Annotated in this window: 16 protein-coding genes and 5 tRNA genes; 17 read left to right on the plus strand and 4 right to left on the minus strand. The window is 39.8% G+C overall.

The features are described from left to right. Positions 1–2 precede the first annotated feature (2 nt). The 3 genes from B3297_RS05425 to B3297_RS05435 all read right to left on the minus strand — a co-directional run bounded on the left by B3297_RS05425 (position 3) and on the right by B3297_RS05435 (position 4459). On the minus strand, positions 3–680 hold the full coding sequence (locus B3297_RS05425; protein WP_046672289.1) for an ABC transporter ATP-binding protein: 678 nt from the start codon (positions 678–680) through the stop codon (positions 3–5). A 95-nt stretch (positions 681–775) separates the two neighbouring features. Then, positions 776–3142 carry an ABC transporter permease gene (locus tag B3297_RS05430; RefSeq protein WP_286709817.1) on the minus strand — a complete coding sequence of 789 codons (2367 nt, stop codon included), beginning with the start codon at positions 3140–3142 and terminating at the stop codon, positions 776–778. Positions 3143–3205: 63 nt separating this feature from the next. Then, positions 3206–4459 carry an efflux RND transporter periplasmic adaptor subunit gene (locus B3297_RS05435; RefSeq protein ID WP_112373733.1) on the minus strand — a complete coding sequence of 418 codons (1254 nt, stop codon included), beginning with the start codon at positions 4457–4459 and terminating at the stop codon, positions 3206–3208. A gap of 645 nt (positions 4460–5104) precedes the next feature. Between B3297_RS05435 and B3297_RS05440 the strand changes: the two genes are divergently transcribed. The 4 genes from B3297_RS05440 (at position 5105) to B3297_RS05455 (ending at position 9911) form a co-directional block, all read left to right on the plus strand. Then, entirely contained in the window at positions 5105–6484 is a 1380-nt protein-coding gene (locus B3297_RS05440; RefSeq protein WP_286778546.1) for a TolC family protein, read from the plus strand. Between the two features lie 99 nt (positions 6485–6583). Further along, complete coding sequence (locus B3297_RS05445) at positions 6584–7945, plus strand: sigma-54-dependent transcriptional regulator (protein WP_286778547.1); 1362 nt, start codon at positions 6584–6586, stop codon at positions 7943–7945. Between the two features lie 3 nt (positions 7946–7948). After that, positions 7949–9268: a sensor histidine kinase gene (locus B3297_RS05450; protein WP_286778548.1), complete on the plus strand. Its 1320-nt coding sequence runs from the start codon at positions 7949–7951 to the stop codon at positions 9266–9268. 124 nt (positions 9269–9392) lie between these two features. Continuing rightward, on the plus strand, positions 9393–9911 hold the full coding sequence (locus tag B3297_RS05455) for a hypothetical protein (protein ID WP_286778549.1): 519 nt from the start codon (positions 9393–9395) through the stop codon (positions 9909–9911). 175 nt (positions 9912–10086) lie between these two features. Here the strand turns inward: B3297_RS05455 and B3297_RS05460 are convergent, their stop codons facing one another. Next, positions 10087–11250: a BamA/TamA family outer membrane protein gene (locus B3297_RS05460; protein ID WP_286778550.1), complete on the minus strand. Its 1164-nt coding sequence runs from the start codon at positions 11248–11250 to the stop codon at positions 10087–10089. A 327-nt stretch (positions 11251–11577) separates the two neighbouring features. Between B3297_RS05460 and B3297_RS05465 the strand changes: the two genes are divergently transcribed. From B3297_RS05465 to rplL, 13 genes are all read left to right on the plus strand, one after another. Continuing rightward, positions 11578–11650, plus strand: a tRNA-Thr gene (locus B3297_RS05465). A 26-nt stretch (positions 11651–11676) separates the two neighbouring features. Further along, positions 11677–11757: transfer RNA gene (locus B3297_RS05470), tRNA-Tyr, on the plus strand. 50 nt (positions 11758–11807) lie between these two features. Beyond that, positions 11808–11880: transfer RNA gene (locus B3297_RS05475), tRNA-Gly, on the plus strand. A 95-nt stretch (positions 11881–11975) separates the two neighbouring features. After that, positions 11976–12047: transfer RNA gene (locus tag B3297_RS05480), tRNA-Thr, on the plus strand. 71 nt (positions 12048–12118) lie between these two features. Beyond that, positions 12119–13303 (plus strand): elongation factor Tu, encoded by a 1185-nt coding sequence (gene tuf, locus B3297_RS05485; RefSeq protein WP_070566283.1) that lies wholly within the window; start codon positions 12119–12121, stop codon positions 13301–13303. A gap of 159 nt (positions 13304–13462) precedes the next feature. Continuing rightward, positions 13463–13533 (plus strand) — tRNA-Trp (locus B3297_RS05490). 23 nt (positions 13534–13556) lie between these two features. Next, a complete protein-coding gene (secE, locus tag B3297_RS05495) occupies positions 13557–13751 on the plus strand; it encodes a preprotein translocase subunit SecE (RefSeq protein WP_028072657.1) in 195 nt (64 codons plus the stop codon). A 20-nt stretch (positions 13752–13771) separates the two neighbouring features. Next, on the plus strand, positions 13772–14317 hold the full coding sequence (nusG, locus tag B3297_RS05500) for a transcription termination/antitermination protein NusG (RefSeq protein ID WP_046672242.1): 546 nt from the start codon (positions 13772–13774) through the stop codon (positions 14315–14317). Positions 14318–14386: 69 nt separating this feature from the next. Beyond that, positions 14387–15970, plus strand: a complete 1584-nt coding sequence (locus B3297_RS05505; protein WP_286778551.1) for a S41 family peptidase — start codon at positions 14387–14389, stop codon at positions 15968–15970. Between the two features lie 265 nt (positions 15971–16235). After that, positions 16236–16679 (plus strand): 50S ribosomal protein L11, encoded by a 444-nt coding sequence (gene rplK, locus B3297_RS05510; RefSeq protein ID WP_028072660.1) that lies wholly within the window; start codon positions 16236–16238, stop codon positions 16677–16679. A gap of 22 nt (positions 16680–16701) precedes the next feature. After that, a complete protein-coding gene (gene rplA / locus B3297_RS05515) occupies positions 16702–17400 on the plus strand; it encodes a 50S ribosomal protein L1 (protein WP_028072661.1) in 699 nt (232 codons plus the stop codon). 2 nt (positions 17401–17402) lie between these two features. After that, the gene (gene rplJ / locus B3297_RS05520; RefSeq protein WP_286778552.1) at positions 17403–17921 is read left to right on the plus strand and encodes a 50S ribosomal protein L10; all 519 of its coding nucleotides are present in this window, start codon (positions 17403–17405) and stop codon (positions 17919–17921) included. 78 nt (positions 17922–17999) lie between these two features. Next, positions 18000–18377: a 50S ribosomal protein L7/L12 gene (gene rplL, locus B3297_RS05525; RefSeq protein WP_002992785.1), complete on the plus strand. Its 378-nt coding sequence runs from the start codon at positions 18000–18002 to the stop codon at positions 18375–18377. The last annotated feature ends 102 nt before the right edge of the window (positions 18378–18479 follow it).

Here is an 18479-nt window from a genome sequence, read left to right on the forward strand (position 1 = left end):
CTTTATACCGAAGTTGTTTCCATAATCACTTGCCCGTCTAGCATGCGGATTACACGGTCAGAAAACTTTGCATCGTGTTCACTATGTGTTACCATGACGATGGTTGTGCCGGCTTCGTTCAATTCAGTCAGGAGTTGCATGACTTCGTTACCATTATTGGAATCGAGGTTACCTGTAGGCTCATCGGCAAGAATCAATTTTGGATTATTCACGACAGCGCGAGCAACGGCCACACGTTGTTGCTGACCTCCGGAGAGCTGTTGTGGAAAGTGATTTCGGCGGTGCATGATCTGGACTTTTTCCAAAACTTCTTCTACACGCTTTTTGCGTTCTGCAGCTGGAACATTGGTATAAACCAGTGGAAGTTCCACGTTTTCAAATACTGTTAGTTCATCGATTAGATTGAAGCTCTGGAATACAAAACCAATGTTATGTTTGCGGAGATCTGAGCGACCACGTTCTTTGAATTTGGCAACTTCAATCTCGTTGAACAGATAGCTTCCTTCATCCAAATCATCCAGCAATCCGATAATATTGAGTAAAGTCGATTTTCCACAGCCCGAAGGACCCATTACAGCAACAAACTCGCCCTCTTTGACATGAATGTTTAGGTTGTTTAATGCGACGGTTTCAACTTCTTCAGTGCGGTAATACTTTTGAAGGTTTGTGATCTTGATCATATTTTTTGTGCTCATGGTTTTTATGTTTTGGATCCTTGGCGATATTGCCTTGGACAGTTATTATTTCTGTTATTAAATTCTGTTTATTTAATTGTTTATTGATCTCTTAAAGTCTTCGTCGGATTGGCTATCGCTGCTTTAAATGCCTGTGAACTGATCGTCAGTAGGGCAATTACAATTGCTGCTACAGCACTGATGACAAAGATGGTCCAGGAAATCTCTACATGATGTGCATAGTTGGTTAACCATTTGCTCATAATCATCCATGCAATAGGAAAGGCAATGATACAGGAGATCGCTATAAGCGTAACAAATTCACGGTTGAGCATTTGGATAAGTCCCGAAACAGAGGCCCCCAGGACTTTACGAATACTGATTTCTTTTGCGCGTTGCTCTGTTGCAAAGGCGGCTAAACCAAACAGGCCTAGGCAGGATATAATGATAGACATCAGTGCAAATACACTGGATAGTTGCTGTACAAAAAGCTCAGCTTTAAACTTATTATTGAAACTATCATCTAAAAATTTATAGTCAAAGGGGAAGCCCGGGTTATTTTTGACGATGACCTTCTCGATTTGTTGAATGGCATCTGGTAAATCTACTCCAGCCTTTGTCTTGATGGTCATGATGCCATTATCTCTATTCATCGGTAGAAATAGCATCGGCTCAGGATCGGCATACACATTGTTATAAACGAAGTTCTTGACGACACCGGCGATGGTGAACTTTTCCTCACCGTAACTGATGATACTACCGGCCACAAGGCCATCTTTTTTGATCAGTTTTGCAAATGCTTCGTTGATGATAACCGAGGTGCTATCACCTACAAAATTTTGATGGAAGTTTCTACCGTCAGAAAGCTTTAGATCCAAAGCTGGAATAAGACCTTCATCAGAACGTAACATGCCAATCAAAATACTAGCATTTGGATCTTTTCCATCCCAGCTAAAACCGGACGTATTGGAGTTGATATTGAGTATACTCATATCACTGACACCGACCTCTTGCACAACTCCTGTTGCCAATAATTGATTTTTAATCAGTGGGAGATGTTTGGCCATATCGCCTTGTAGCGCTGTTGTCAACACCTGACTCTTATCAAATCCGAGATCCCTGTTCTTGTTGTGCTGAATCTGTTGGTAGATAATAATGGTACAGATAATCAAAACGACGGATTCCGTATATTGTAAAATCACCAATCCTTTGCGTACAAGACTTCCGCTTCCAGCTTTTTGCTTCGCACCTTTAATTGTCGTTAGTGGTTTGAATGCGGATAGGAAAAATGCGGGATAGCTACCTGCAAATAGGCCACAGGCAAGGGTAATTACCAACAGAAAAAGGAGGTGTAAAGGTGCCGATAAATTAACCTTCAGCTCTTGGCCTATCATTTCATTGAAAGGACCGATTAAGATGTAAATCAGCAACAAGGCTACCAAGGAAGAGATGGTTGCCAATACGAGCGATTCCCCTAGGAATTGCGTCACTAAAGATTTGCGGCTTGCGCCAACAACTTTACGCATACCCACTTCTTTTGCTCTTTTTTCTGACCTTGCTGTTGCGAGATTCATAAAATTGATGCAGGCAATTAATAGAACAACCCAAGCAATAAAGGTAAATAGACGTATATTTTTAATACCGCCTTCTATTTCATTTCCGCTATTGTCAAATTGGTTGTACGTAATCCAACGTTCCATTGGATAGAGGTAATTTTGTGAGAACGTGACCTCACCATTGGTTTTGCGTTTGACAAAATCCATCATCTGTTTGTTGATCTGGTCAACATTGGCATTATCTTCGACCTGAACCAATGTTTGTACGCCATTGTTTCCCCAGTTTTCCAACCAATCCTGACCAGCTTCAAACTTTTTGAAAGGAATCAGCCATTGAAAATCATAGCTGCTATTTTTGGGTAGGTCCTTGATTACCCCTGCAACAATAAATGGCTCAGTATTGTTTGTTTTGACGGTTTTTCCCAATGCCGGGCGGTTACCAAATAATTTATGGGCAGCTGTTTCTGATAACACGATATTGTTGACCTGATCGAAGGCGGTATTTCGATCACCCTCCAAAAAATCCAAGGAAAGCACATCTGCAATGGAGCCATCGGCATATACCCCTGTCTGAAATATATTATTGTCTCCTACAGAAAATAACATGGGCGAATTCCAGCTCATGCGAACGGCATGCTTAATACCGGGTATTTCTTTTGCTACGCTTTGGGCAAATGGTCCAGGTGTCGATTCGAATACATAAGTAGCACCATCGTAAGTCTGTTTTGATTTGACAACATAGATATTCTTTTTGTTGGCGAAATTATCGTTGTAGCCCAACTGGCTTTCAACCCATAAAAAAATCAACGATGCCGCAGCGATACCGACCGCCAATCCAAAAATATTAAGAAAGCTGTACCCCTTGGTTTTCCAAAGGTTGCGAAGTGCGGTTTTAATAAAGTTTTTAATCATAATTAAGTCGTATGATAAAAGCGGTTATCGAGAGATATGATGTGCTCGATAACCGCTAGGATGTTACTTTTTAATATTTAGCTCTTGCACCTTATCGTAGGTCTCATAGCTCGATACGATAACCTTATCGCCCGGTTGTAGACCTTTGATAACCTCATAATATTCCGGATTTTGTCTTCCTAATTGGATATCGACACGATATGCTGTACTTCCATTTTTATCCAATTTGAAGATCCAGTTACCACCGGTCTGTTGATAAAAACCGCCTTTTGCCAGCAATAACGCTTTGGTTTCATCGCTTAATGCCAAACGTATTTGTAAAGTCTGTCCACGGCGGATCCCTTTGGGAACATCATTGATAAACTCCATGTCAACCTGGAATCGGCCATTGGTGACTTGTGTATAGACTTTCTTGATACGGAGTTTGTAGGTTTTTTCACCGATAGAAAACTCCCCTTGTAGATCTGGGAAAATACGGTTGATATAATGTTCATCGATGTCAGCACGCACTTTGAATCCTGTTAAGACGTCGATTTGTCCCAATCGTTCCCCGGCGTTTTTATTTTGCCCGATCTCTGCATCGAAGGCGGTCAATTGCCCGTCAACAGGTGCCCTAACAATCAAGTCGCCAATTTTCCTTTTCATCAGTTCCAATGCACTCTGCGTGCGTTGGTAAGTTTGTTTGTCCTGATTGGTTTTTTGTGCATTGGAGATTTCGTCCTGTTTCAGGATCTGTTTGGTCAAGTTGACCCGTTCTTTTTGATAGTTGTATTCGTTCTTTGATTTTTCGAACTCTTGTGTACCAATGGCTTTTTCGTTAAGTAATTTTCTGTTTAGATTATAGATCCGCTCCGCTTCCCGATAGGCCTGTTCTACATCAGCCATTTGGTTGCGGTTGTTAATTGATGCTTGTTGTGCATTGGTCTGCGCAATTTGTGACTGTGTCAATAGATTGAGCACTTGCGTTTCTTGTTGTACCAGGGTAAGCTCCTGATCGGTATTGGAAAGACGCATGATTGCATCCCCTTTTTTTAAGATAGCTCCGTCTTCTACAAATTTTTCTTCGACGCGTCCGCCAACAGAAGCATCGAGGTATATACTACTAATAGGAAGCACGGTGCCATTTATCGGGATAAATTCTTGAAAGTTTCCATTTTTTATTTCGACAATAGAGATGCGGTCAGCTTCAACATTCAGTTTGCTTTTGCCGGAGGTAAAATAGAAACTGGCGCTGATCAATCCAACTAAGCCAGCAACCCCCACAATAGTCATGATACGTTTGCTATTCCACTTCTTCTTTTCTAAAGGTCTGTCCATAATTTAATATCAATTTTGTATGTAACTATGAAAGCTGTGCCAAGAATGTAAACTATTGATTGATAGATCCTTATTTTGTTTAGTTTTAAGCTTGGTGTTCGATAGCGGACACTTCTTGTACGAAGGCGTACAACTGGAAGTTTTTTGCTGTTTTGGGCGTCAACTGAAGCACTTTTAGCAAATATAAGCTAACTGCCGTGAAGCACATTAGTTCCGGTGGGGCAAAGGTTACCCTGGTTGGGTAAATTAGGTAAGGGGTAGGTCGCTATATTGACCGATAGGTCCTAAAGGTTTGTAAAAATGGTCTGTTAAAATTTAGGATTTAACTATATTACTTTCGTTATTTACTCGGAGCTTGTTCGGTGCTTAGTCGGAGCTTGTTCGGTACTTCTTCGGTGCTTCTTCGGTCACAACCGAAGAAAAACCGAAGAAGTACCGACTTATATCCATTGAATGGAAGAATAACTATCGAACTTGATTTGAATTATTCTGCTATTTATACAGTTTGTCTTTGCTATTGTCCAACTACGCACACCGACTGTTCATTAATGAACATTTTTGAAAATATGTTTTTTGTATCTATTTGATAGTTAGTGTTTTTGTTGTTTGGCATGGCGATGGTCAGCAAGAAAATAAAAACTGGATATGAAGAGAGTCTATATATATAGTACATTATGCTTTTTATTGAGTTATGCCAAGGCAGGGGCGCAACAGACGGAGCAGCGATTAACGGAAAGAGTGGCTGGGACAGCAACAATTGCAGCGGTCGACGATAAACAAATTACCAAGCGGAGCTTAGCTGAGTGTATTCAGTTGGCAATAAAGGCCAATCCAACCTTATTGCAGAATGAACTGGACGTGAAGCGTGCGGAGGTGAATTTGGCGCAGGCCAAAGCGAATAGATTGCCCAATCTGAACGCAAATATGAATCATGTATTCAGTTTCGGTAGATTCTTTGATGAATCTACCAAACAGTATGTAAATAACAATAGCGAATTTGGAAGTTATGGTATTGATGCCAATATTCCGCTATTTAGAGGATTGGGTTTGCTTTATGATATCCGCATGAAGGCAGATGCAAAGTCGGCCAGCAAATTGGAGTTCGATTCTCAGATCAATACGTTACGTTTAGATGTCATTACATGTTTTATCCAAGTGCTCACAGCAAAAGATGTACTGAGACAGTCTGAAATGCAGACTGAGGTTACAAAGGAGCAGGTCAATAGGGCCGAGTCTATGCATAAGGAAGGTGCAATTAATCCTGGAGATTATTTTGACTTGAAAGGACAACTCTCCAATGACATAAATACAATTCAGAATAATCGACAGTTGTTATATGCTTATCGGGTTAAATTAGCTAATCTTCTAAATATTGATGAACAGCAGCTTGGTGAGTTGCAGACACCAGAATATAATGAAGATGGAAGAAAATTATCTTCTGAAGAGCTTTTTCAGCTCGCTACCGAAGCTTTACCAAATATTCCTGCTCTAAATTGGCGGATTAAAGCTGCGGAAAAGAATATAAAAGTCGCGAAGGCGGCTTATTGGCCATCACTGAGTTTAGGGGCTGGAATAAACTCAAATTTTTCGAATACAAAATCAGAGAAATTTTGGGATCAGGTAAATAACAACTTAGGTAAATCTATTTCTTTAGGGCTTTCTATACCTATTTTTAACAGATTTCAGGTCCGAAATCAAGTTAAACTGGCAAAATTGGATTTGGAATCCGTAAAATTCCGTAGGGAAATGGAATTAAATAATCTCCGTACTGAAACGTCCAATGCTGTTTTTAACTTACAGAACGCAAGCAATATGATTACACAATTGCGTAGTCAAAATGAAAATTACGCCGAATCTTTTCGTATTGCCAAAGTCGTTTTCGAATTAGGAAATAGTAATTCAGTAATATTTTTGACCGCGAAAAATAAATACGATAACAGCCAAATTCAATTGTTGGTAAAACAATACGAATGGCTGCTGCAAAAATATATCAATGATTATTACGCAGGCTCGTTAAATTTATAGCTATATTAGTGTCTTCGTATTTTAGCACATGGAAAAATCACATAGCGTGTGACAAGTTCTTTAATTCCATTAAAATAAAGAAAATCATAATTTGAAAAGATGAAAAAAGCATCAATTTTAGTGGTTGACGATGATCAGGACTTACTAACGGCAGCGAGAATCTTGCTTAAACCTAAAGTCAGCCATATTCAGGTCGAGCCTAATCCGGAGAATCTTATCGCACATTTGGAGAAGATACCTTACGATCTGGTGCTTTTAGATATGAATTTTAAAAGTACAATCAATACCGGTAATGAGGGCTTGTATTGGTTGTCTCGAATCAAAGAAAAGTTCCCACAGATACATGTGATTATGATAACAGCTTATGGAGCTGTTGATCTGGCCGTAAAATCATTGAAGCAGGGAGCTTCGGATTTTGTGGTGAAGCCCTGGGAAAATGAGCAGTTGCTGGCAACGATCGAAAGCGCTCTTGCTGAATCAAAAAATAAAGAAAAGAAAAGTAAAAGTTCCTTGCTCAGCAGTGCGAACAGTCCCGATTTGATTGGTAACTCCATTGTTATGGACGAACTGCAATACAAGTTGGAGAAAATAGCGCCTACAGATGCCAATATATTAATATTAGGGGAAAATGGGACCGGGAAAGACCTGATTGCTCAAGCCATTCAGCGAAGATCACTGCGTTCCGATCGGACTTACGTTAAGGTTGATGTCGGGGCGCTGACAGAAACATTATTTGAAAGCGAGCTTTTTGGTTATAAGAAGGGCGCATTTACGGATGCGCGTGAAGACCGTCAAGGGCGATTCGAAGCGGCGAATGGCGGGACATTGTTCCTCGATGAAATTGGCAATATCTCTTTACAGCAGCAAGCTAAATTGTTGACTGTATTGCAGAATAGACAGGTGACCCCCCTGGGATCCTATCAGCCAATCTCGGTAGATATACGCTTAATTTCAGCAACGAACGTACCGCTTAAACAACTCGCGGATGAAAGTCGTTTTCGAAAAGACTTAATTTATCGGATCAATACCGTTGAAATTCAAGTACCGCCCTTACGTGAACGAGGAGAGGACATCAAGCTATTGGCTGATCATTTTCTCGATATCTATTCAAAGAAATACAATAAACGGATTGAAGGCTTTGAATCGGATGCGGTTAAGAAAATGTTTGCCTATCATTTTCCGGGCAACGTCCGGGAACTCCAATACAGCATCGAGCGTGCCGTTATTATGGCTGATCAGCTCAGTATTGCTGGAAATGATCTCTTTTTCTCGCCAATAGAACAACAAATAGATAACCGCATTGTCGAATCTAGTCCTAGCAGTCAAAACCTGGAAGAATTGGAACGTAAAGCAATCAAATCGGCGATTGAGCGTTACAACGGAAATATCAGTAAGGCAGCAAAAGAATTGGGACTGACAAGAGCTGCGCTTTATAGACGTCTGGAGAAATATGATATTTAGTCGATGAGGCACGGAAAAATCTTAAATGCGATTAAGATTATAGTACTGCTAGCAGCTGCTCTCATGAGTGCTTATTTGCTGCTAAAGGGTGAATACGTGCAGGCGTCTTTGATCTTTTGTATTATGCTTTATCTGGGCTTTAACCTATATGCACAGTATAATTTTTTGGCCCGGCAGCTGATAGAATTTTCCGAAGCGGTCAAATACCGCGACTTTACCAGGCGGTTCTTGGTGAAAAATACAAAGTCAGTGGAAGGGCAGCTTTTTACGGCCTTTAATCAGATCAACGAGACTTATAAGGAAATCAGCATTAAGCAGGAGATTCAGCACCAATATCTGGATCGTGTGATCAATATGCTGAATTCGGCGATTATCTTTTACGAGATGGATAGTGGTAAGGTCATGTGGGTGAATGAAGCATTTAAGCAACTGTTTCACTTGCCGCATCTCGGGAACATTGCCGGGCTAAAGAAAAAAAACAATGATCTTTATGAAAAAACCATGTTACTTGAAAATGGACAGCAGCAGATGGAGTCCGTTCAGTCAAGTAAAGGAAAAATAAAGCTATTGATTCAGAGCTCAAGCTTTGAAACACAGGACGCCTTGTTTCGCATTGTGGTGTACCAAAATATCAACGAAGCAATTGATGAGACTGAGACAAAAGCATGGCACAAGTTATTACGTGTACTGACACATGAAATCATGAATTCCATCGCTCCGATCAGCTCACTGGCTGAAACCTTAAACGGTCGTTTGGACCATTTTAAAGGAACTGAAGATATTGATGATTTAAAAACAGGCATTTCCACCATCAAACGTCGTAGCGAAGGACTTTTACATTTTGCGAAGAGTTATCGTATGATCAATAAGGTCGATCAGCCTCAGCTGGCGCCGATTCAGATTTCTCAGTTATTTGAACATATCTATCAATTGCTTGAGCCTACACTGATCCAAAAAAATATTGATGTTGATATTATTCTGAAAAATACCCGATTAGTGCTGTCTGCAGATGTTAACTTGATCGAACAGGTTATTATCAACTTAATGTTGAATGCCATTGATGCGGTTAAACATAGGGAAGAGGCTTATATCAGTTTATCTGCTCTTGAAGTAGACGGAAAAGTGCAGATCCGGATTGAAGATAATGGGGCCGGAATTCCTGCCGATCTCCAGGAACAGATCTTCACGCCATTTTTTACAACAAAGAAAACGGGTACAGGGGTCGGCCTCACCCTTAGCAAACAGATCATGCTTTTGCACAAAGGGACTATTTTCCTCAATAGTACAGAAGGCGAGGGGAGTGTTTTTGTGCTTCAGTTTTAACACCATTTATCCGGCGGCAAAATTTCTTTCTTGTCTTGATAATCACGTTGGTCGAGCAAATAAAGCGTGATGTTCCATGTGAAAAATCATAAAATTTAGCGATGTTTGCAGCGAAATGAACTACATGCTTAAGTATTGGCGGCATTATTTTATATCCCATAGTCGCCATGGGACCCATTCTCCTTTTGTTTATAAATTGGTAGACGAAGTAATCTATCAAAAGACATCCAAAGCGAGCGTTTCACAATTACCACAAACTATTCAAAACGAGAGCAAGGTAGAACAGAAAAAGTATGCATTAATCGATCGATTATTAACGACATTTGCCTACGACAATTTTAGCTATTGGGCCGATCGGCCTCAGGAAAGTTACGCTAGTCTCCTGCAGCAGCAATGTGGAAGTTATGCCTATCGACATATTTATTATATTGATCGGGAAGATCTTGACCTTAATTTTTTGGAAAATATTGACGATCGAGATCTATTGATTATAAACGAACCTCATCAATCGGAGAAGAGGGAAGCCTATTGGGATAAGATTAAAAAAGATGATCGCGTGGTGGTTACGATCGATTTATATCGCGTTGGTTTGGTTTTCTTTAGGAAAGAACAGCGAAAAGAGAATTTTCTGATTCGGTTTTAGGCTGCTGTTGCTACCAATGCATGGTGAGCGATCGGACATCCAGTCACTGGTCTTTTGGACCTAAAATATTATTTAAAGCTTGCAATATTGGATAAGGAGGGGAAAAAGGAAAAGTTGGATGTCATTAGGCAAGAATAAACAAGAGCATCCATAAATTTATGGATGCTCTTGTTTATTAAAAAGCTTCACTTAGGGACAAATAGAAACCCGACTGTCTTTTTTCTCCGGGTCTTTGTTCACCAAAAGAATAATCAAAGCGTATACTGCTATTGTGTTCGAGACTGAAGAAGTAACGCAAACCACCGCCATAGTTTGCGATATATCGGCTGCTATTTTCCTTGGAAAAGGTCGATCCGAGCCCTGAAAATCCAACGATACCAAAGCGTGGATGAAAACGATAACGCAGTTCAGCCTGCGAGGCCAGATAATTCTTATCGCGATAACGTCCGAGGTAATAACCGCGCATCATCATGTCGCCACCGAGCTCACGGTAGTTGTAAAATGGGACGGTTTTTCCAAATGTGGAACGAAAGATTCCTTGAAGGGCCAGCGTGACTTGATTGTGCAGGGGAATAAAGCCACGGAGATCTACATCAAGATTTGCTCCTGTAAAATCCGTACTTGTCCATAACTTTGGTGCATAGGCCAGCCGCAATTTAGCATAATACCCCTTTGTTGTATAAGAAACGTTGTCCCTATTGTCAAACAATTGCGAAAGACCTAGGAGTAGCTGTTGTCCGCCATGCTTTCCAATAAGATCAGAATGATTGAAAATGCGATCGGCACTATCGCTACGAATGGTGAAGTTATCGTATTGAATGTTGATACCCGAATAAAGGCCGTTGCTGATTTTTTTCTCAGCTTCGAGTTTGACGCGAAATAATTTTTGATCAATGCGTTCTTCATCTGCTTTCCAAGTGTCCATACCGATACCATAATAGTTAAAGGGCCAATTGCGGTAGCGTATTTCACTAATCAGATGGTAGTCGTTGTTTTTAGTCCAAAGATCGGTCTGCAGTTTGAAGTTGGACTGACTATTGGATGTAAAGGTTCCCATGACCATGACGGTGGAGGTGCGGATTTTGGGATCAGATTTGTCCAGATAAAAATTATAAGCACTGGCCAGGCCGTATTCGACACCCGTTTCCTGCGCATAGCCAACGGCCGGTAATACCATAAAACTACCCGAACGTGTCGAATCTCTTTCAGCGGAAAGAAATTTTTTACTCAATTTTTGAATAATATTTTGAGCTTTCAATTCGGCCGATCCCATTAAAAGTACCGTAAATAGTACGGAGTATCGGGTAAGTTTTGAAAGTGATTGCGGTAAAATTTGCATGCCCAAAGATAGTATATTAGCCAAATAACCAAAACAGGTAAATATACTATCAAAAATTATTGTGCTGCATATCAGTATAATTGCCAAAAACTGTCGTTTTTTTTTGATAAATATTTTTGTAAAGTGAGTTTTGTGTCTATCTTTGCATCAGCAAACAAGGGAACAACGGTTCAAAACAACGAAAGTTTGCTTAGTTCTTTAAATGAAAAAAAAATAAAAAATAAACTTGCAGAAATCAAAAGTAAATTCGATATTTGCACTCGCTGAAAAGGTAGGGATACTTGGTCAGACGTTGATAGAATGTAAGTTTAAATAAAGATATTAGAAGCCTCTTTAGCTCAGCTGGTAGAGCAACTGACTTGTAATCAGTAGGTCATTGGTTCGATTCCGATAAGAGGCTCTAAATGTAACGAAAGTTACAGGTCTGGAGGGGTTCCAGAGCGGTCAAATGGGACGGACTGTAAATCCGTTGCTTCGGCTTCGAAGGTTCGAATCCTTCTCCCTCCACACTTTATTTTAATTAGGGTGTTAGATTTACTCTAGTTTCTAATTATTAAGCGGAAGTAGCTCAGTTGGTAGAGCGATAGCCTTCCAAGCTATAGGTCGCGAGTTCGAACCTCGTCTTCCGCTCAAATTTTTCAAGTATTAAATTTAGTCTCTATCTTCTTTGATAATAATGTATCTAAAGGTGGGGGCATTAATACGTAAATAAGGTTTTTTAGTAAGCCGAAGTAGCTCAGGGGTAGAGCACTTCCTTGGTAAGGAAGAGGTCGTGGGTTCAAATCCCATCTTTGGCTCGTACTTGTGTAAAGTTAAGCAAGAGTATATAACAAATAGAAATAATTTATAATTACTAATTCGCATAAACATGGCAAAAGAGAAATTTGACCGTAGTAAACCACACTTAAACATTGGTACTATCGGTCACGTTGACCACGGTAAAACTACAACTACAGCTGCTATCACTAAAGTATTGGCTGATAAAGGTTTGTCAGAAGCTCGTTCATTTGATTCAATTGACTCTGCTCCTGAAGAAAAAGAGCGTGGTATCACAATCAATACTGCACACGTAGAATATTCTACAGCTAACCGTCACTATGCACACGTTGACTGTCCAGGTCACGCTGACTACGTTAAGAACATGGTAACTGGTGCTGCTCAAATGGACGGTGCTATCATCGTAGTTGCTGCGACTGATGGTCCTATGCCTCAAACTCGTGAGCACATCTTGTTGGCTCGCCAAGTAGGTGTTCCTGCGTTAGTAGTATTCATGAACAAAACTGACTTAGTTGATGACCCTGAGTTGTTAGACTTAGTTGAAATGGAAGTTCGTGAGTTATTATCATTCTACGAATTCCCTGGTGATGATATCCCTGTAATCAAAGGTTCTGCTTTAGGTGCATTGAACGGTGAGCCTGAGTGGGTTGAGAAAATCATGGAATTAATGGATGCTGTAGATAACTACATTCCAATTCCTCCACGTTTGACTGACTTACCTTTCTTGATGCCAGTAGAAGACGTATTCTCGATCACAGGTCGTGGTACAGTTGCTACAGGTCGTATCGAAAGAGGTGTAATCAACTCTGGTGATCCAGTTGAGATCTTAGGTATGGGTGCTGAGAACTTGAAATCTACAGTAACAGGTGTTGAGATGTTCCGTAAAATCTTAGATTACGGTGAGGCTGGTGATAACGTAGGTTTATTGTTACGTGGTATTGAGAAAACTGATATCAAACGTGGTATGGTTATCTGTAAACCAGGTTCAGTAACTCCTCACGATCATTTCAAAGCTGAGGTTTACGTATTGTCAAAAGCTGAAGGTGGTCGTCACACTCCATTCTTCAACAAATACCGTCCTCAATTCTATTTCCGTACAACTGACGTAACTGGAGAGATCTCTTTACCAGAAGGTACTGAAATGGTTATGCCAGGTGATAACGTTACAATCAGCGTGAAATTAATTTCTGCTATTGCAATGGAAAAAGGTCTACGTTTCGCTATCCGTGAGGGTGGTCGTACAGTAGGTGCTGGTCAGGTAACTGAAATTTTATAATCTGAATCAGATTATTCTAAATAAAATAAGCTAATCGACTGAGGTTGATTAGCTTATTTTTTCGATAAGCGATTTATCGGATTAGAATAAAAAAAAGTAAAAAAAGATTTGCAGAAAGTGGTTTAAAACACTATATTTGCATCACAAAATAAGAAATACACGGGCATAGTTTAAAGGTAGAACGAAGGTCTCCAAAACCTTTGGTCTGGGTTCGAGTCCTGGTGCCCGTGCTTATAAAAACAGATAAACTAAAATGGCAAAAGTACTTGATTTTTTTAAAGACTCTTATGTAGAGATCACTGAGAAAGTGACTTGGCCTACATGGTCTCAGTTACAAAGTTCAGCTGTTATTGTGCTTGTTGCTTCTCTTCTTATTGCATTGGTTGTCTTTGTAATGGATAAAGCCTCAAGTGTAGGGTTAGAATTCTTGTACGGTATTGCTTCTTAATTTTTCAATCGTATTTATTTATGGCAGATCAAGGTTTAAAGTGGTACGTAGTTCGTGCTGTAAGTGGTAAAGAAAAGAAAGTAAAGCAATATATTGATGCCGAAGTTAGCCGTTTAGGTATTGAACACTTGATTCCTCAAGTGTTGATTCCAATGGAAAAATACTACTTGATGCGCGATGGTAAGAAAGTTGCTAAAGAGCGTAACTATTATCCTGGTTATGTATTATTAGAAGCAGCTCTTGACGGTGAGTTAGAGCACATCATCAAAAATATCAATAGTGTAATTGGTTTCTTGGGAGATAAAGCCGGTAACGCGGTCCCTTTACGCCAAGCAGAAGTAAATCGTATCCTAGGTAAAGTGGATGAAATGGCCGAGCAAGGTGAAACCATTAACGTTCCTTACTATGTGGGTGAAACAGTGAAAGTAAACGATGGTCCTTTCAACGGATTTACCGGAGAAATCGAAGAGGTCCACGAAGATAAAAAGAAATTAATCGTGATGGTGAAAGTCTTCGGTCGTAAGACTCCACTTGAACTGAACTACATGCAAGTAGAAAAAGAGTAAGATTAGTAATTAACGATAGAGAAAAGCTTTTCATGAAAATTGAAAGGCTTTTTTTGTATCTTACTACAAATGAAAAGGCCAACTATTTATCTATTCGTATTGGTGTATGTGCTGACATTATTAAGCTGTGCAAATGTCGAGAAGTACAATCGATTTATTGAAACTCCCCTGTCAGTGGAAGCTATGCAGCAAGATATCAACTATGTTGAGCATAACTTATGGAAAATGCATCCAGACCTGTTTCTGTATGTGCGGGAAAATCAGTTAAAGACTAAGTTTGATAGCCTTCGTGCTGCGATCCGTCAACCCTTATTGCCCAACCAGTTTCAGCTGGAATTAGCATCTGTACTGGCTCAAGTTCGGCAGGGGCATATGACGCTGAGTCCTCTTATTTCCAAATTTGATCCAAAAGGTAAGGATAAAGTCCGTTATCAAAAAAGTAAGGGTCCCTTTTCACAGCTGGGTTTCCATTGGCAGGAAAATACACTCTATCTCTCAAAAAATGGGACGTTAGATTCAAGCTTGGTCCTAGGCTCTAAAATTCTTGCCATTGAAGGCATACAACCGCAAAATCTATATACAAAATATCGTCCGACCTTTACGTCGGACGGCTATAATACGACATTTATAGATCAGGCTTTTGAGCGTTTATTGCCTCGGTTTTACCAATTGGAACTGGGGTATAAAGATTCTATCTCGGTTTTGTTCTCTCGGGCCGATAGTACATATGAGCGGATTGTTGTCAGAAGGTTTGACAGTGTCGATACAAAGGCTAAGTCAGGGATAACGACCACAGCTGTGAAAAAAGTGCGCCAGCCTGATCAGAAGAAAAGTGATCTAAAAAAGCAGCGTAAAATCTTTGGTTATAATGCCAATCTAAAAAGAATGAGTAAACAGCTCTCTTTCCCTGTCAAAGGCGATAGCAGCGTTGCTTTACTGAAGGTGGTTGATTTTTCGTATGGGCGTCCAAAAGAAGCCTATAGAAGGATTTTTGATCGGCTGGAGCTTAATTCGGTACAATACCTGATCTTGGATCTTCGTGGCAATTTGGGCGGACGCTTATTCGATGTGAAGGAGCTGTATAGTTATCTGGTAGAGGAGGATAAATTCCAATTTGTTCAGCCAGCAGTAATCAATTCAAAATTCAAGTTGCCGTTCTATCAGATAAAAGGATTGCCGGGCTGGTCTTATCCCGTTTTATCGCCATTTATCATACCTAGTGCGGTTGTATCCTGGACAAAGACCTTTTCCAAAGATGGGAGAAATTATACCCACCTTACAGGGAGTAAAAGTGAAAAATCAAAAGGCAATCGCTATCGCGGTGATTTATTTGTATTGATTGATGGCGGGACATTTTCTGCCGCGAGTTTAATTGCTACAAATTTAAAAGTTGGGAAGCGGGCTGTGTTTGTGGGCGAGGAAACTGGTGGTGCAGCTAGCGGTACGGTTGCGGGAGTTCTTCCTTTACTGAAACTGCCAAACTCCCATCTACGTTGGCGTTTCGGCTTAATGGATGTCAAACCTTATTATCAAGTAAACGAAGCGGGGCGGGGTGTCATGCCTGATGTTCCTGTCGTACGGAGTGTTGATGATGTTATCAAGGGGAAAGATCCGGCATTGGATAAGGTGCTGAAGTCTATTAAAGTTCAATAGAACTGATGTGAATTTGTTTAATCCGATAATTCTAGTGTTAATATCTAAAGAAGTGTCAAGATTTTTTGTAGGAAGATGTGCGATCTCGGCAACTATATAAAAAAAGTATAAATTCCTGAAAAATTAAAAGTTAGATACTTGCAGGATTCAAATCTTCTTATTAACTTTGCACCTCGGTTGGGGTGTTACGTCCCGATCGATGAATGTTACGTTATTTGCTTCCAACTTACTAACAGACATTTAACAAAATTAAATTCAAAACAAAATGGCAAAAGAAGTCAGTGCGTTAGTAAAATTACAAGTTAAGGGCGGAGCTGCGAATCCTTCACCTCCAGTAGGACCTGCATTAGGTGCTAAAGGTGTGAATATTATGGATTTCTGTAAGCAGTTTAACGCTCGTACGCAAGACAAACCAGGTCAAGTATTGCCTGTTGTCATTACAGTTTACGCTGATAAATCATTTGATTTTATCATCAAGACTCCACCGGTAGCGGTTCAGTTGAAAGACGCTGCTAAATTGAAAAGTGGATCTGGCGAGCCTAACCGTAAAAAAGTTGCGGCTATCACTTGGGAACAAGTTGAGACAATCGCTAAAGATAAAATGCCTGATTTAAATGCATTTACTGTAGAGGCTGCTATGAGAATGGTAGCTGGTACAGCACGTAGTATGGGTATTACTGTATCAGGTAATGCTCCTTGGAACAATTAATTAAGAAATCAATTTAAGAAAAGTGGCTAGATTAACAAAAAATCAAAAAGCGGCACTATCCAAAATTGAAGCTGGTAAAGCATACTCTTTAAAAGAAGCTTCGGCTTTAGTTAAAGAAATCTCATTGACCAAATTTGATGCTTCTGTGGATATCGACGTTCGTTTGGGCGTAGATCCTCGTAAAGCAAATCAAATGGTTCGTGGTATTGCAACATTACCTCACGGTACTGGTAAAACTGTTCGTGTTTTAGTTTTATGTACTCCTGATAAGGAAGAAGAAGCTAAAGCGGCAGGTGCAGACTACGTAGGTTTAGATGATTACATCAGCAAAATTGAAGGTGGTTGGACTGACGTTGATATCATTATTACTATGCCTAGTGTTATGGCTAAAGTTGGTAAATTGGGTCGTATTTTAGGTCCAAGAAACTTGATGCCTAACCCTAAAACTGGTACAGTTACAACAGAAGTTGGTAAAGCTGTAACAGATGTAAAAGGTGGTAAGATCGATTTCAAAGTTGACAAAACCGGTATCATCCATACTTCTATTGGTAAAGCGTCGTTCGATGCAGATAAGATATATGATAACGCACTAGAGGTATTACAAACTCTGGCTCGTTTGAAACCATCTGCAGCTAAAGGAACTTACTTTAAAAGTATTCACATTTCCTCAACTATGAGTCCTAGTATTCATATTGAGACTAAATCAGTAGCAGGTATTTAATCATGAGAAAAGAAGAAAAACAAGAAATTGTTCTAGCTTTGGCCGAACAGATTAAATCTTACGGTAACTTTTACATTGCCGATACTGCTGATTTAACAGTTGAAAAAATAAATGGCATCCGTCGCAAATGTTTCGAGCAAGGTATCGAAATTAAAGCGGTAAAAAACACGTTGATCAAAAAAGCATTGATCGAAGCTGGTGTTGACGAAGAAGATATTTTTGGCACACTAAAAGGTGCTTCTACAATGTTATTTTCTGAAGTTGCAAATGCACCTGCAAAATTGATCAAAGAGCTTCGCAAAGCTGGTGATAAACCAGTATTGAAAGCTGCTTACATTGAGCAAACTGCATTCGTTGGAGATAACCAATTAACTGCATTAGTTAATCTTAAATCTAAAAACGAACTTATCGCTGATGTTATCGCTGCATTGCAATCGCCTGCGAAAAATGTTATTTCAGCTCTTCAATCTGGAGGAAATACTGTTGCTGGCTTAGTAAAAGCTTTAGAAGAAAGAGGTTAACGAATCCTCTAGAACAGAAACATTCGTTACAATTTAATTAACAATTTTTATAAAGTACATTCAAAAATTCAAAATAAAATGGCAGATTTAAAACAACTTGCTGAACAGTTAGTTAACTTAACAGTAAAAGAAGTTAAAGAATTAGCTGATATCTTAAAAGACGAGTATGGCATCGAGCCTGCTGCTGCTGCTGTTGCTGTAGCTGCTGCTCCAGCTGAAGGTGGTGCTGCTGCTGCAGAAGAGAAAACTTCATTTGACGTTATCTTGAAAGAAGCTGGTGGTCAAAAATTAGCTGTAGTTAAATTGGTTAAAGATTTAGCTGGATTAGGCTTGAAAGAAGCTAAAGATTTAGTTGACGGAGCACCTAAAGAATTAAAAGCTGGTGTATCTAAAGACGAAGCAGAAGCTTTGAAAAAACAATTAGAAGAAGCTGGTGCTGTTGTTGAGATTAAATAATCTCAACTAATTAGCCCGAAAAGGTTTAGACTCTGACGATTTTTCGTCAGAGTCTATTCCTATTTATATCAATACGCCACTATGCTGTGTATATGCTGGGCA

Source organism: Sphingobacterium sp. UBA3519 (assembly GCF_002377215.1).
GTDB lineage: Bacteria > Bacteroidota > Bacteroidia > Sphingobacteriales > Sphingobacteriaceae > Sphingobacterium > Sphingobacterium multivorum.